Genomic DNA, 15,009 nt, shown 5'->3' with positions numbered 1-15,009 from the left:
CGCTAGCCGAACAGACCCGAAGTTTTCTTTCAAGGGGGATCGAAATGGAACGCGCCGGTCACTCGGCCACAGCCGTGGACGAGTCATCCGGGGGTGGCGTGTCGGGGGACGCGACCGTCGAGCCAGTAGGAACCGTCGAGCCAGTAGGAACCGTCGAGCCAGTAGAAAATGTCGAGCCGGTAGAAAATACAGACGTCACTCGCCAGCGGCGGACCGGGAAGCGCGCGTTGTGGCTTCTCGGCCTGCTGGCGCCGGCGTCGGCGCTGCTGCCGTCGCAGCTGGTCCTCTGGACCGGAATGCCCATCTTCTGGTGGAGCGGTGTGATGGTGTTCTTCGTCGTCATCCCTGTCATCGACATGCTGGCGGGCGAGGACGGGGACAACCCGTCCGACAGTGACGTGGAGCATATGCAGGAGGACCGGTTCTACCGGTGGTGCACATACCTCTTCCTGCCCGTTCAGTTCGTGACGTTGCTGATCGCGTGCTGGATGTGGGCGTTCGGTTCACTCGCCGTCATCGACAAGATCGGTCTCGCTGTGACGGTGGGACTGGTAGCGGGTACCGGAATCAACGCGGCTCACGAGCTCGGTCACCGGATCGAGGAGCACGAGCGGTGGCTCGCGAAGGTCGCGCTGATGCAGACCCTCTACGGTCACTTCTTCGTCGAGCACAATCGCGGTCATCACGTCCGCGTCGCCACCCCCGAGGACCCGGCAAGTGCTCGGCTCGGCGAGAACTTGTACGTGTTTCTGCCTCGAAGCGTTATCGGGGGACTCCGGTCCGCGTGGCGGCTCGAGAACCAGCGTCTGCATCGGCGTGGGATCCGCCGATGGAGTCCGCGAAACGCTCTGCTGCACACGTGGGCGATGAGCGTCGCTTTGTTCGGCACGCTCGTGCTCGTGTTCGGGCTGTCGATCCTGCCGTACCTTCTGCTGCAGGCAGTCGTCGGTTTCCTGCTGCTGGAGACTGTCAACTACGTGGAGCACTACGGTCTGCTGCGGGAGAAGAACGAACGGGGCCGCTACGAGCGGTGCTCGCCGCGGCACAGCTGGAACAGCGATCGCTTGTGCACCAACATTTTTCTGTACCACCTCCAGCGGCACAGCGATCATCACGCCAATCCGGGCAAGCGGTACCAGACGCTACGTAGCTGCGACGAGGCCCCACAGCTGCCGGCCGGCTACGCATCCATGGTGCTGGTCGCCGCCGTGCCTCCGCTGTGGCGTCGAGTGATGGATCGCCGGGTGCTCGCTCACTACGACGGTGACATCACCCGCGCCAACATCCTGCCCCGACGTCGAAGCAAAGTTCTCGCTCGGCACGCTCGACGAGACGCACCACTCGCGGGGCCCGAATCGCAGAACCGGACATCTCGTACGGCCGCCTGATTCCGAACGACGGCGGCGACACCTGGGCCGAACCCACCGCGAGTCGACCCGATAGCCTGGTGCGGAAACGCAACGCACAACAGGAGAGGCACGATGACGACCTCAGCACATGCCGGCGGCAGTTCGGCCGCCGGATCGGCACTCACCGCGGACCACCGGGGTGGAATCGACTTCAAGGTCGCAGATCTTTCGCTCGCAGAGTTCGGCCGCAAGGAAATCCGGCTCGCCGAGCACGAGATGCCGGGTCTGATCGCACTCCGACGTGAATACGCAGAGGTGCTCCCGCTCAAGGGTGCCCGCGTCTCCGGGTCGCTGCACATGACCGTCCAGACGGCCGTTCTCATCGAGACGCTCGTTGCGCTCGGCGCCGAGGTGCGGTGGGCGTCGTGCAACATCTTCTCCACCCAGGACCACGCAGCAGCAGCTGTCGTCGTCGGCCCCCACGGAACCGAGGAGGAGCCCAAGGGCGTCCCGGTGTTCGCGTGGAAGGGCGAGACGCTCGAGGAGTACTGGTGGGCTGCCGAGCAGATGCTCACGTGGCCGAGCGAACCCGCGAACATGATTCTCGACGACGGTGGCGACGCGACGATGCTCGTGCTGCGTGGCGCCCAGTTCGAGAAGGCAGGCGTCGTACCGCCGACCGACGACGATCACGATTCCGACGAGTACAAGGTGTTCCTCGGATTGCTGCGTCGCTCGCTCGAAGAGTCGAAGACCAAGTGGACGGCCATCGCGGAGTCGGTCAAGGGTGTCACCGAGGAGACCACCACCGGCGTCCTGCGTCTGTACCAGTTCGCAGCGGCAGGCGAGCTCACGTTCCCGGCGATCAACGTCAACGACTCGGTCACCAAGAGCAAGTTCGACAACAAGTACGGCACCCGCCACTCGTTGATCGACGGCATCAACCGCGGCACCGACGTCCTCATCGGCGGCAAGGCCGTCCTGGTCTGTGGTTACGGCGACGTCGGCAAGGGCTGCGCCGAGGCACTGAAGGGCCAGGGCGCTCGCGTCACGGTCACCGAGGCCGACCCGATCAACGCGCTGCAGGCTCTGATGGACGGATTCGACGTCCGCACCGTCGAGGAGTACATCGACAAGGCCGACATCGTCATCACCTCCACCGGCAACCTGGGAATCATCACCTTCGACCACATGAAGCGGATGAAGCATCAGGCAATCCTCGGCAACATCGGTCACTTCGACAACGAGATCGACATGGCCGGGCTCGAGAAGGCCGCGGATGTCACGCGCATCAACATCAAGCCGCAGGTCGACGAGTTCCAGTTCAAGGACGGCCATTCGATCATCGTGCTGTCCGAGGGCCGGTTGCTCAACCTCGGCAACGCGACGGGCCACCCGTCGTTCGTGATGAGCAACAGCTTCTCCAACCAGGTCATCGCACAGATCGAGCTGTGGACGAAGCCGAGCGAATACGACAACGAGGTGTACCGCCTGCCGAAGCACCTCGACGAGAAGGTCGCTCGCATTCACGTCGAAGCACTCGGTGGCACCATCACCAAGCTGACCAAGGAGCAGGCCGAATACATCGGCGTCGACGTCGAGGGCCCGTACAAGCCCGAGCACTACCGCTACTAGGTCCTGCTGTGGGCCGACTGATCGTCATCGAGGGAGTCGACGGCGCGGGTAAGAACACGCTCGCCCGTCGACTCGTCTCGGCGTGGGAACGTGAACATCTCGACGTGGTTCGCATCGGCTTTCCGAGGTACGACGCCTCGGTGCACGCCGATCTCGCCGCGGAAGCGTTACGAGGTGAACACGGCGACACCGCGCAGAGCGTCCACGCAATGGCGTTGCTGTTCGCGCTCGACCGCAGATCGGCCGCGGGGGAGCTACGAAACGCGCTCTCTCACAACGACATAGTGCTGTTGGATCGTTACGTCGCGTCCAACGCGGCATACACCGCCGCGAGGCTCGACCAGTCCGCGGACGGCGAGGCGGTCGAATGGATCCGCGCCCTCGAATTCGATCGATTCCAGGTACCGATCCCGGACACTCAGATCTTCCTCGACGTGTCGGTGGAACTGGCCGCCTCGCGCGCGGAGTCACGCGAGACCGCGGACGCCTCGCGTACACGGGATGCCTACGAGCGCGACGGATCGCTGCAATCGCGAACCGCTGCGGTGTACGGCGAACTGGCGGCGTCGAACTGGATGTCGCCGTGGCAGGTCGTCGGCGCCGACGTCGATCCCGATCGACTCGCCGCCGACGTGTTCAATCAGCCAACTGACGCCGGGAAAGTGACAACATAGGTCCATGAAGCCTCGGATTCTTGTAGTCGACGACGATTCGGCACTCGCCGAAATGCTGACCATCGTCCTTCGCGGCGAGGGTTTCGAACCGTTCGTGGTCGGCGACGGCACACAGGCGTTGTCCGCGGTGCGAGAGAACCGTCCGGATCTCGTGCTGCTCGACCTGATGCTGCCCGGCATGAACGGCATCGACGTGTGCCGTGTTCTTCGGGCCGATTCCGGGGTTCCCATCGTGATGCTCACCGCGAAGACGGACACCGTCGACGTCGTGCTGGGACTCGAGTCCGGTGCGGACGACTACATCATGAAGCCGTTCAAGCCGAAAGAACTGGTCGCTCGGGTGCGAGCGCGTCTGCGTCGCACCGAAGACGAGCCGGCCGAGTTGCTCTCCATCGCGGACATCGTCATCGACGTCCCGGCGCACAAGGTCAGTCGAGGGGACGAGTTGGTGTCCCTGACGCCGCTCGAGTTCGACCTGTTGGTGGCCCTCGCACGAAAGCCACGTCAGGTGTTCACTCGCGAGGTGCTGCTCGAGCAGGTGTGGGGGTACCGCCACGCCGCCGACACCCGCCTGGTGAACGTGCATGTGCAGCGGTTGCGTGCCAAGGTCGAGAAGGATCCGGAGAATCCTGAGGTGGTGTTGACGGTGAGGGGAGTCGGCTACAAAGCCGGACCGCCGTGATCTGGTCCAACCGTTCGCGGCGTCGAATCAACGGAACGTTCACGCCGCTTCTGCGCTGGTTCAGAGCGCTCACCACATCGATCGGCCATGCGTGGCGCCGGTCGCTGCAACTGCGTGTGGTCGTCTCCACACTTACGTTGTCCCTTGTCGTCATCATCATTCTCGGTGCGGTGCTGACGAGCCAGATCACCGACCGGCTCCTGGAAGCGAAAATCACGGCTGCCACGGAGGAACTCGAACGATCCCGCATGACCGTGGAGGGAGCGTTGGCGGGGGCCGAGGAAACGACGGGGCTCTCCTCGCGTCTGGAGCGCGCTCGCGCTCAACTGACGAGCGGCGGCGTCGACTCCGGGCAGAGCACCGGATCCGCCGGTACGTTCGATCCCGTGCTCATCGTCGACGGAGACGGCATCCGGACGGGCTCGTCCATCGGCCCGTCGTCGCAGATTCCGGAGAGTCTTCGAAATTTCGTCCAGGAAGGCCTGATCAGCTGGCAGTACGCCACGGTCAGTGACGCCGAGCAGGGCGATTACACCGGTCCGGCCATCATCTTCGGCACGCCGACCGCGTCGGACATCGCGGATCTGGAGCTGTACCTGGTGTTTCCGCTCGGAAGCGAGGAGCGCACCCTCTCGCTCATGCGGGGGACGCTGCTCATCGGTGCCGCGGTTCTCCTGGTGCTGCTCGCCGCGATCTCCATGTTGGTGGCGAGGCAGGTCGTGCTACCGATTCGCTCGGCATCGCGCATCGCCGTTCGCTTCGCCGACGGCAGACTGAAGGAACGGATGCCGGTGCGCGGCGAGGACGACATGGCGCGGTTGGCGATGTCGTTCAACGAGATGGCCGAGAGTCTGTCGAAACAGATCACTCAGTTGGAGGAGTTCGGAAGCCTGCAGCGCAGGTTCACCTCCGACGTCAGCCACGAGCTACGGACACCGCTGACGACCGTCCGCATGGCTGCCGATCTGATTCACGACGGCTCCGCCGAGCTCGACCCCGCGCTGAAGCGATCGTCGGAACTGCTGGTGAACGAGCTCGATCGATTCGAGACCCTCCTCGGTGATCTCCTCGAGATCAGTCGCCACGACGCGGGCGTCGCCGAATTGGCGTCCGAGCAACTCGACCTGCGCATGTGCGCCAGGGCTGCGGTCTCCACGGTCAGGCATCTGGCACGCGAAAGCGCGACCGAAGTGATCGTCGACATGCCAGATCACGCTGTCGTCGCGGAGGTCGATCCCCGTCGCGTCGAGCGCATCCTCCGCAACCTGTTGGCCAATGCTCTCGATCACGGAGAAGGCCGTCCGGTTCTGATCCGGCTCAGGGCCAACAACGACGCCGCAGCATTCGTCGTGAGAGATCAAGGCATCGGCCTGCGCCCTGGCGAAGAGAAGCTGGTGTTCAACCGCTTCTGGCGCTCGGATCCGTCGAGGGTCCGCAGATCTGGCGGCACTGGCCTCGGCCTGGCTATCAGCGTCGAAGACGCACGCCTGCACGACGGCAAACTCGAAGCATGGGGAGCCGTCGGCGAGGGTGCATGTTTCCGGCTGACCTTGCCTCTGGTGCGGGGGCACAAGGTGATCGGGAGCCCGCTTCCACTGAAGCCGAGCACTCGCCGATACACGCAGGGGCAACCCCTTCCGTCCGCGACGGATCGAGCGGACGAATCGAAGGGACCCGGCGCGCCGGTCGATTCCGCCGGTTCGATCGGCGCGGACACCGGTGGAGGGCGGTCCACATGACGACTGCACACCGACACAGTCGCTTCTCGCGCGTCGGCACACTGGTCGCGGCCCTGACGAGTCTCGTTCTGATAGTGGGCGGATGCGCGAGCCTCCCCGAATCTTCCAGCCCGCAGGCGATCGGGTCGCTCACTGCGGGCGCGGCGTCGACAACCCCGCCCCCACCCGCATCGGGCCGCGAGCCGGACCTGCTGCTGCGTGATTTCGTGACCGCCAGTGCGGCGTCCGCGAACCGGCATCAGGCAGCTCGGCAGTTCCTGACCGCCTCGGCCTCGAACAGTTGGGACGACAGCGCCAAGACCGTCGTCGCCGACAAGATCGACCTTCTCACCGGCATGCGCACCGACACCGAGGCACAGTTCACGCTTCGGTCCAACACCGTCGGTCTCGTCGCTCCCGGCGGTGACTACCAAGCCGGCGCGGGCACGGTCGATTCGAACATCAGGATGATCAAGGTCGACGGGGAGTGGCGCATCGACGAACTACCTCCCGGCGTCGTCATCGATCGTTCGCAGTTCTTCGGTGCATATCAACGCAAGTCGCTGTTCTTCGTCGACCCGCTCGGCGCGGCCCTCGTACCCGACGTGCGGTGGGTGAGCGGCGCGGCCGATCAGATGGCCGATCAATTGGTCCAATTGCTGATCGACGGACCGAAGCCGAGCCTGGCTCCCGCCGTGTCCAACGAGCTGGGTAACGGCGTCGGGATTCGAGGGCCGATCACCAAGGCCGACGGGCGGACCTCACAGGAGGCCATCGGATCCGGCGGCGGCGTTCGGATCGACTTCGGTGGCCTGCAGGCCGTCGACGCCAAGAACCGCGAACTGCTCGCGGCCCAGGTGGTGTGGACGTTGGCGTCGGCGGACATCGCGGGCCCGTACGTGCTGCTCGCGGACGGGCAACCCCTCGACAACTCCAAACCCGACGGATGGACGACGGCGGACGTCGGTACCCTCGACCCGCTGGCCTCGCCGGAGAACGACGTCGGGTTGCACGCATTGGTGTCCGGTCGCTTGGTGTCCGTCGACGACAGTGGCACGACGCCGGTGCCGGGCTACTTCGGCACCGTCGAGAATCTGCGCAGCGCAGCGCTGTCGACGGACGGCACTCTCGTGGCAGGTGTCGCCGACACCGGCCGTCCCGCACCCGAACCGTCGTCGGCGTTGATGATCGGCGGCTACGACAGCGGAGCGTTCCCGGTGGCCGAGGGACAATCGATCACCCGTCCGACGTGGGGAGTGGACAACAACGCGGCGTGGGCGGTCATCGATGGCACCAATGTCATTCGCGCAGCGAGGGATCCGGCCAACGGGCAGGTGTCGGTGCTTCCCGTCGACGCAGGTGCGGTGACGGCTCTCGGATCGAGAATCACCGATCTTCGTCTCTCTCGCGACGGCGTCCGGGCGGCCATGATCGTCGACGGGCTGGTGTACGTCGCGACAGTCGTGCGCCAACCCAACGGAACGTACTCGCTCGTGTCGCCGAAAGCAGTTGCCAACGGGCTCGGTAGCGACGCGCTCGCGTTGGACTGGAGCACCGGCGACGCGGTGGTCGTGGTGCGTATCGCGACAGACGTTCCGGTGGTTCAGGTGACCACGGACGGCTCGCGGCTCGACGCGTTGCCGAGTCGGAACCTGACCGCGCCGGTGTTGTCGGTCGACGCGTCGACAACGGCCGAGTACGTCGCGGATTCGCGTGCGGTGTTCCAGTTGAACAACAACGATCCGGCGGGGGATCGGTACTGGCGTGAAGTCGCCGGCCTGGCCGGGGTGAAGGCGACTCCGGTACTGCCGGGCTGAGCGCATCGTTCGTGTCGGACCGGTCGGCCATACTCCCGCGTATGAGCGGTGTATTGGCGGCGATGCTGGACCTGGCCCTTCCACGTGAATGCGGTGGCTGCGGCGGCTCTGGCACCCAATGGTGCGCGCGGTGCGAGGAGGAGTTGGCGAGCCCACCGATCGCGCTGAGTCCACGCGTGGACCCGTCCGTGCCGTGTTGGGCGCTCGGCACGTACGCCGGGGCTCGCCGTGCGGCGGTGCTCGCCCTCAAGGAGCGCAATCGACACGACCTGGCGGCGCCGATAGGCCGAGCCGTCGCAGCAGCGGTACGCCACCTGAGGCTGTTCGGGCATCTGGATCCACCGGAACTTGCGCGCCTCGTTCTGATACCGGCCCCGACGCGGGCGCGAGCCGCGCGCAGTCGTGGCGGTGATCCGGTGCTCCGGTTCGCGGCAGATGCCGCTGCTGCGCTTGCGCCGGAACCGGTGTCGATGGTGCCTGCACTCGCGATGGCACGCGGCGTGCGGGATTCCGTCGGTCTCGGTGCCGCGCAGCGGGCGGCCAACATCTCCGGCAGGATTCGAGTGCGTCGTGGTGCGCCTGCGATCGAACTCGGCTGCGGCGCATACTCGGCCACCTCGGTGTTGTTGATCGACGACGTCATGACCACGGGTGCAACTGCGGCCGAATCGGTAAGAGTGCTAAAGGAATTGGGGGTCCCGGTCGACGGAGTCCTGGTGGTGGCGGCGGTGTGAGACTTCTGTGGACCGCTCTATCCGTGATGGGACCGCGACGTGACTGAACAAGTACTGAGAATGTCGGTGAATTCCGCGTGAACGGTGGCACGCCGGCGGATGACCGACTAACGTCGCAGTCACGTACTTGCAGAGCAAGAACCGGCGGTTCTGCTGTGTGAGGCGATGCGACTTCTCGTTACGTGGAGGTGATGCGGCTGAATCTGATGCCGGTTGGTTCCCCACTCGGCATGAGCACTTGCCGCGTCGCACCGGCGGCGTGGCCGATATCGGGAGGTACGCGTGACGACCCCTTCACAAGCTTCGGTTTTCTTCGACGAGAAGCCTTCGGACGAGTCCACCAAGACCCATGCCGACGTTGTGGTCAAAGGCCGCAACGTCGAGATCCCAGACCACTTCCGGATCTACGTATCCGAAAAACTCGCCAGGCTCGAACGATTCGATCCCTCCATCTACCTGTTCGACGTCGAACTCCAACACGAGCGAAACCGCCGACAGGCCAAGGCATGTCAGCGCGTGGAAATCACCGCGAAGGGCAAGGGGCCCGTGGTTCGTGCCGAGGCATGTGCCGACAGTTTCTACGCCGCCCTGGAGTCGGTGACCTCGAAACTGGAAAGCAGGTTGCGTCGCACGAAGGACCGGCGCAAGGTCCACTACGGAGAAAAGCGTCCCGTCTCGGTGGCCGAGGCCACCGCCGAACTCGCCGAGGACGACGATCTGGCGATCGACCCGGACATCAAACTCGACACGTTCGAAGACGAGCCGTCGGGCCCCGGTCAGATCGTGCGCACCAAGGTCCACTCCGCAGCCCCGATGAGTGTGGACGACGCTCTGTACGAGATGGAACTCGTCGGCCACGACTTCTTTCTGTTCCACGATTCCGCGACCGACAGACCGTCGGTGGTGTACCGCCGTCACGCGTTCGACTACGGATTGATCAGGCTCACGTGAGCTGAGAATTTCGTAGGAATACCTCGAGACGAAGCAGGCCCGACCTGGAAAACACCAGGTCGGGCCTGCTTTGGTACGTGGGTCTGTGGGCCATGACGGTCCAACGCCTACCATGGTTGCGTCAGGCCTCATCGGCAGGTCGCATCGCCAGAGCTAGTCGCGACGTCGGAGAGGCCTGCACCGCCAACCTGTCGACCGAATACAAGTAACCGAGGATCGAGGACGAGAAAGCCCGTGCCTTCGCTGTCGTTTTCCAAGCTGCTCCGTGTCGGTGAGGGTCGCATGGTCAAGCGACTCAAGAACATCGCCGACCACGTGTCCACCCTGTCACCGGACGTCGAGGGCTTGTCCGACGACGAGCTCAGGGCAAAGACCGTCGAATTCAAGGAGCGCTACGCCAAGGGCGAAACGCTCGACGAGCTCCTTCCCGAGGCCTTCGCCGTTGCGCGCGAAGCATCGTGGCGCGTGTTGAGCCAGCGGCATTTCGACGTTCAGGTGATGGGCGGAGCGGCCCTGCACTTCGGCAACGTCGCGGAGATGAAGACCGGTGAAGGCAAGACCCTGACCTGCGTCCTGCCGGCCTACCTCAACGCGCTGTCCGGTGACGGAGTACACGTCGTCACCGTCAACGACTACCTCGCCAAGCGCGACTCCGAGTGGATGGGACGAGTTCACCGTTTCCTCGGCCTCGAGACCGACGTGATCCTGTCCGGAATGACCCCGGCCGAGCGTCGTACCGCGTATGCCGCCGACATCACGTATGGAACCAACAACGAGTTCGGCTTCGACTACCTGCGCGACAACATGACGCACTCGCTCGACGATCTGGTCCAGCGGGGGCACAACTTCGCCGTGGTCGACGAGGTCGACTCGATCCTGATCGACGAGGCCCGCACGCCACTGATCATCTCGGGCCCGGCCGACGCGTCGTCCAAGTGGTACGGCGAGTTCGCCCGTATCGCACCGTTGCTGAAGAACGACGTCCACTACGAGGTGGACATCAAGAAGCGCACGGTCGGTGTGCACGAGGCAGGCGTGGAGCTGGTCGAGGATCAGCTCGGCATCGACAACCTGTACGAGGCCGCCAACTCACCGTTGGTGAACTACCTCAACAACTCGATCAAGGCCAAGGAGCTCTACACCAAGGACAAGGACTACATCGTCCGCGACGGTGAGGTCATCATCGTCGACGAGTTCACCGGTCGCATCCTGGTCGGTCGTCGGTACAACGAAGGCATGCACCAGGCCATCGAGGCCAAGGAGAAGGTGGAGATCAAGGCCGAGAACCAGACTCTCGCCACGATCACGCTGCAGAACTACTTCCGGCTCTACGACAAGTTGTCCGGCATGACCGGTACCGCGCAGACCGAGGCCGCGGAGCTTCACCAGACCTACGGACTCGGTGTTATCCCGATCCCGACCAACCGCCCCATGGTTCGCGTGGACAACGGCGACCTCATCTACAAGACAGAGGAAGCCAAGTTCGACGCCGTCGTCGACGACGTCGTCGAGCGACACGGCAAGGGCCAGCCTGTGTTGATCGGTACGACGAGCGTCGAGCGTTCGGAATATCTGTCCAAGCAGTTCACCAAGCGCGGCGTCGTCCACAGCGTGCTGAACGCCAAGTTCCACGAGCAGGAAGCGACGATCGTCGCCGAGGCCGGTCGCCACGGCGCCGTCACGGTCGCCACCAACATGGCAGGCCGCGGTACCGACGTCGTGCTCGGTGGTAACCCGGACATCATCACCGACCTGCAGCTCCGCAAACAGGGCCTCGACCCCGTCGAGACTCCCGAGGAGTACCAGGCCGCGTGGGATTCCGCCCTCGAAACGGTGAAGGCCCAGGTCAAGGCCGACGCAGACACCGTCCGCGCCGCAGGCGGCCTGTATGTCCTCGGCACGGAGCGTCACGACTCCCGCCGCATCGACAACCAGCTCCGTGGTCGATCCGGTCGTCAGGGTGACCCGGGTGAATCGCGCTTCTATCTGTCGCTCGGTGACGAGTTGATGCGTCGATTCAACGGGGGTGCGCTCGAGTCGATCATGACCAGGCTCAACCTTCCGGACGACGTTCCCATCGAAGCCAAGATGGTGTCGAAGGCGATCAAGAGTGCCCAGACCCAGGTCGAGCAGCAGAACTTCGAGATCCGCAAGAACGTCTTGAAGTACGACGAGGTGATGAACCAGCAGCGCACGGTCATCTACGAGGAGCGACGTCGCATCCTCGAGGGCGCTGACATGGAGGGCCAGGTCGAAAGCATGATCACCGACGTGATCACTGCCTACGTCAACGGCGCGACCGCCGAGGGCTACGTCGAGGACTGGGATCTCGAGCAGCTGTGGACTGCGCTGAAGACGCTGTACCCGGTCGGTCTCGACCACAAGGAGCTCTCGCACGAGGACGAGTTCGGCGAGAAGAGCGACCTGAGCCGCGAAGAACTTCTCGAAGCGTTGCTGACCGATGCGCGCGCCGCGTACGCCACCAGGGAGAAAAGCGTCGAAGAGGTGGCGGGCGAGAACGGTATGCGTGAGCTCGAACGCCGTGTGCTGCTGTCCGTCCTCGACCGCAAGTGGCGCGAACACCTGTACGAGATGGACTACTTGAAGGAAGGCATCGGCCTGCGGGCGATGGCGCAGCGTGACCCGCTGGTCGAGTACCAGCGAGAAGGCTACGACATGTTCCAGGGCATGCTCGAGGGACTGAAGGAGGAGTCCGTCGGATTCCTGTTCAACCTTCAGGTAGAGGCCACACCGGCTCCTGCCGGTCCCGCAGCCGGTGCAGGCCTTGCGGTTGCACCCGGACTCGCCTCACCGGTCGGAACGCGGCCAGCGAACACCGGCACGGCTCCGACGGCCTCGGCTCCGACGGGGTCGGCCCCGGCTTCAGCGGGTCAGCCAGCACCGGCACGTCCAAGAGCGACCGAAAAGGCGCCTGCCGCTCCCGTTCCGTCGGCTTTGCGTGCGAAGGGTCTGGACGAACGCACCGAGGAGCGTCTGACGTTCTCCGGTCCGGACGAGGACGGTGGCACCGCTGTTCGACGGTCCGGTGTCGCGACGGCATCCAACTCGTCGGACGGAGACGCCGCGGCGCAAGGTACTCGTCGGGAACGCCGCGAAGCCGCTCGGGCACAGTCGAAGACGTCCAAGCCGGCACGGTCCAAGAAGAAGCGTTAGGGGCTCGGTCACGTCGCGCGCGGCGAACCGATGCGCACGGCATCAGACGACGCGCAGCGACGTGACTGTCCACCCGGTGTACTTGAGGCTGCGCCGGTACTCGAGGCGGGCCGCGACCGCGAACACCCGCGTCCCGCGGGTGTAGGTTCCGAACACTTCCGTCGCGTTGCGTGCGGCGTGCGTGACGTGAATGCGACGCAGGCTCGCCGCCCCCAACCGTCGCCCCGGTGGTTCGGTTCGTGCGATCGTCCGCACCGATTCCACGACGTTCGGGGCGAACAGCAGTCCCATCTTCTCCGGCGGCCGTCGTCGATCCAGGACCTCCAGCAGTAACCGAACTGCCTGCTCGGCACCGCGGCGAGCGTCGTCGGACACCGAGTTCTCGCTTACCGCCGTCAGTGGGCCGATGCGCGATCCGTTCGAGTTGGCAAGATCGGCGACTCCCGGGTGGTCGTGGTGTCCGACGCTGCGCGGGAACGGGCGTCGGCGCCGGATCGGCCTGCTGCACGCAGCAGGCGCGGACCGGCTGTCCGTCACTCGCCCGTCGCTCGCACGTGCGCTGTCCGTCGGTGGTTCGAACGTGGCGGCACGGGCGATGTACGCGAACCGGCGCGCATCCGACATTGCGTTCATCCTGAGTCCCTCCGGCGGATCCCTCTTCTTGGTAATTCAGACGGAACCGAGCCGCGGTCGGTTCCATCGAACCGCGGCCGAATGGCTGTAACCTGTGGGTTCGTCTAGGTTCGAGTACGACGAATCACCTCGCTCGACCAGTGGTGATCGGCACGGTGTGGCTAAGGATTGGGGAACCGGTACCCGCGATGGCGAACAGACTGACAACTCAGGATGCGTCGTTCTACTTCCTCGAGGCCAGCAGTACACCGATGCATCTCGGTTCCCTCGCGGTGTTTCGCACGCCTCGCAACGGTTTCCGCTACGAGGACCTCCTGTCGCTGGTGGAGCAGCGCCTCGCTCTGGTGCCGCGGTATCGACAGAAGGTCCGGGAAGTCGCATTCGGCCTGGCACGGCCGGTCTGGGTGGACGACGGCGAGTTCGACATCACCTATCACATTCGCCGGTCGGCCCTACCGAAGCCGGGATCGGACGAGCAACTTCACGATCTGGTGGCGCGGCTGACTTCGCGGCCACTGGACCGCACTCGGCCTCTGTGGGAGATGTACCTGGTCGAGGGTCTGAGCAAGAACCGGTTCGCGATCTTCACGAAGTCGCACTCGGCGCTCGTCGACGGTGAGAAGGCGCTCGAAATCGGCCAGGTCATTCTGGATGCGACCAAGAGCCCGCCTGCGATGGCTGAGGAACTGTGGATGCCTGCGCGCGAGCCCAAGGAATCCGCGCTGGTGATCGATGCCATCACGGAACTGATCGCCTCACCGAGCGAGGGGGTCGAGATCTTGCGTGGTGCGGCGGCCGGGGTGGCCGGAATTGCCGGTGGTGCGCTCGGCGCAGCGGGGAAGGTGCTGTCCGTCGTGCGCACCGCCGCACAGAGCGCGCCGACGAGCCCCCTGAATGCCCCCATTTCGAGGAACCGGCGTTTCGCGGTCGCGAAGACCGAACTGACCGACTACCGCAAGATTCACACACGCTTCGACTGCTCCATCAACGACGTCGTGTTGGCCGTTGTCACCGGGGCTCTTCGCAACTGGCTGCTGTCACGGGGTGAGCCCGTCACGGCATCGTCGACCGTGCGCGCGATGGTTCCGATGTCGGTCTACGTCACCGAGGATCCGTCGGGCTACGAGCACGCCGACCGGCTGACCGGAGACCACGACCCGGAGGTGCCGCCCCGCAGCGAGGTGTCGTCGTTCCTGATCGATCTGCCGGTCGGTGAACTGAATGCCGTGGTGCGGTTGTCGCACATCGCGCACGCCACCGAAGCGCACGCCAAGCAGTCTCCCGGGGTCACCGCGGACACGCTGATGCGGATCTCGGGATTCGCGCCCGCCAGTCTGCACGCGATGGGTGCACGGGCGGGCAGCAGGCTGTCGAGGCGACTGTTCAATCTGATCGTCACCAATGCCCCGGGCCCGCAGTTCCCTCTGTACGTCGGAGGTGCCCGTATGTTGGAGATGTTCCCCGTGTCGCCGCTGTTCGAGAACCAGGCTCTCAGTATCGGTTTGACGTCGTACGACGGATTCGTGTGCTTCGGCCTGAACGCCGATCGTGGCGCGATGCCCGACGTCGACGTCATCACCGTCCTGTTGCGCGAGGCGCTCGAAGAGCTCGTCGACGCCAGCAACGAATCGAGAGTGTGAGG

11 protein-coding genes are annotated in these 15,009 nt (G+C 64.8%); 10 read left to right on the top strand and 1 reads right to left on the bottom strand.

Annotated elements, in window-relative coordinates; genetic code table 11:
- Positions 1-44 precede the first annotated feature (44 nt).
- From CH293_RS00560 to secA, 9 genes are all read left to right on the top strand, one after another.
- Positions 45-1,388, top strand: a complete 1,344-nt coding sequence (locus CH293_RS00560; RefSeq protein WP_094719056.1) for an alkane 1-monooxygenase — start codon at positions 45-47, stop codon at positions 1,386-1,388.
- A 93-nt stretch (positions 1,389-1,481) separates the two neighbouring features.
- Positions 1,482-2,984 carry an adenosylhomocysteinase gene (gene ahcY / locus CH293_RS00555; RefSeq protein ID WP_037111137.1) on the top strand — a complete coding sequence of 501 codons (1,503 nt, stop codon included), beginning with the start codon at positions 1,482-1,484 and terminating at the stop codon, positions 2,982-2,984.
- An 8-nt stretch (positions 2,985-2,992) separates the two neighbouring features.
- Positions 2,993-3,658 (top strand): dTMP kinase, encoded by a 666-nt coding sequence (locus tag CH293_RS00550; RefSeq protein ID WP_037111136.1) that lies wholly within the window; start codon positions 2,993-2,995, stop codon positions 3,656-3,658.
- Positions 3,659-3,662: 4 nt separating this feature from the next.
- Positions 3,663-4,340, top strand: a complete 678-nt coding sequence (gene mtrA, locus CH293_RS00545) for an MtrAB system response regulator MtrA (RefSeq protein ID WP_008717777.1) — start codon at positions 3,663-3,665, stop codon at positions 4,338-4,340.
- Complete coding sequence (gene mtrB, locus CH293_RS00540) at positions 4,337-6,079, top strand: MtrAB system histidine kinase MtrB (RefSeq protein WP_037111134.1); 1,743 nt, start codon at positions 4,337-4,339, stop codon at positions 6,077-6,079. Before mtrA ends, mtrB begins: the two co-directional genes overlap by 4 nt.
- Positions 6,076-7,875 carry an MtrAB system accessory lipoprotein LpqB gene (gene lpqB, locus CH293_RS00535; protein ID WP_094719055.1) on the top strand — a complete coding sequence of 600 codons (1,800 nt, stop codon included), beginning with the start codon at positions 6,076-6,078 and terminating at the stop codon, positions 7,873-7,875. Before mtrB ends, lpqB begins: the two co-directional genes overlap by 4 nt.
- Before the next feature lie 41 nt (positions 7,876-7,916).
- Entirely contained in the window at positions 7,917-8,609 is a 693-nt protein-coding gene (locus tag CH293_RS00530) for a ComF family protein (protein ID WP_094719054.1), read from the top strand.
- A 282-nt stretch (positions 8,610-8,891) separates the two neighbouring features.
- Positions 8,892-9,560, top strand: coding sequence for a ribosome-associated translation inhibitor RaiA (gene raiA, locus CH293_RS00525; RefSeq protein ID WP_019666115.1), 669 nt, complete (start codon positions 8,892-8,894; stop codon positions 9,558-9,560).
- Positions 9,561-9,794: 234 nt separating this feature from the next.
- The gene (secA, locus tag CH293_RS00520; RefSeq protein ID WP_094719053.1) at positions 9,795-12,734 is read left to right on the top strand and encodes a preprotein translocase subunit SecA; all 2,940 of its coding nucleotides are present in this window, start codon (positions 9,795-9,797) and stop codon (positions 12,732-12,734) included.
- A 42-nt stretch (positions 12,735-12,776) separates the two neighbouring features.
- On the opposite strand, the gene CH293_RS00515 is transcribed toward secA, so the two are convergent.
- Positions 12,777-13,367, bottom strand: coding sequence for an Rv3235 family protein (locus CH293_RS00515; protein ID WP_241483817.1), 591 nt, complete (start codon positions 13,365-13,367; stop codon positions 12,777-12,779).
- Between the two features lie 188 nt (positions 13,368-13,555).
- Here CH293_RS00515 and CH293_RS00510 point away from each other — a divergent pair, with 188 nt between their 5' ends.
- Positions 13,556-15,007, top strand: a complete 1,452-nt coding sequence (locus tag CH293_RS00510) for a wax ester/triacylglycerol synthase family O-acyltransferase (RefSeq protein ID WP_037111520.1) — start codon at positions 13,556-13,558, stop codon at positions 15,005-15,007.
- Positions 15,008-15,009 lie beyond the last annotated feature (2 nt).

It is taken from the genome of Rhodococcus sp. 14-2470-1b (genome assembly GCF_002259415.1).
Taxonomy (GTDB): Bacteria; Actinomycetota; Actinomycetes; order Mycobacteriales; family Mycobacteriaceae; genus Rhodococcoides.
The sequence above is the reverse complement of the archived record's forward strand: the minus strand, read 5'-3'. Positions and strand labels throughout refer to the sequence as shown.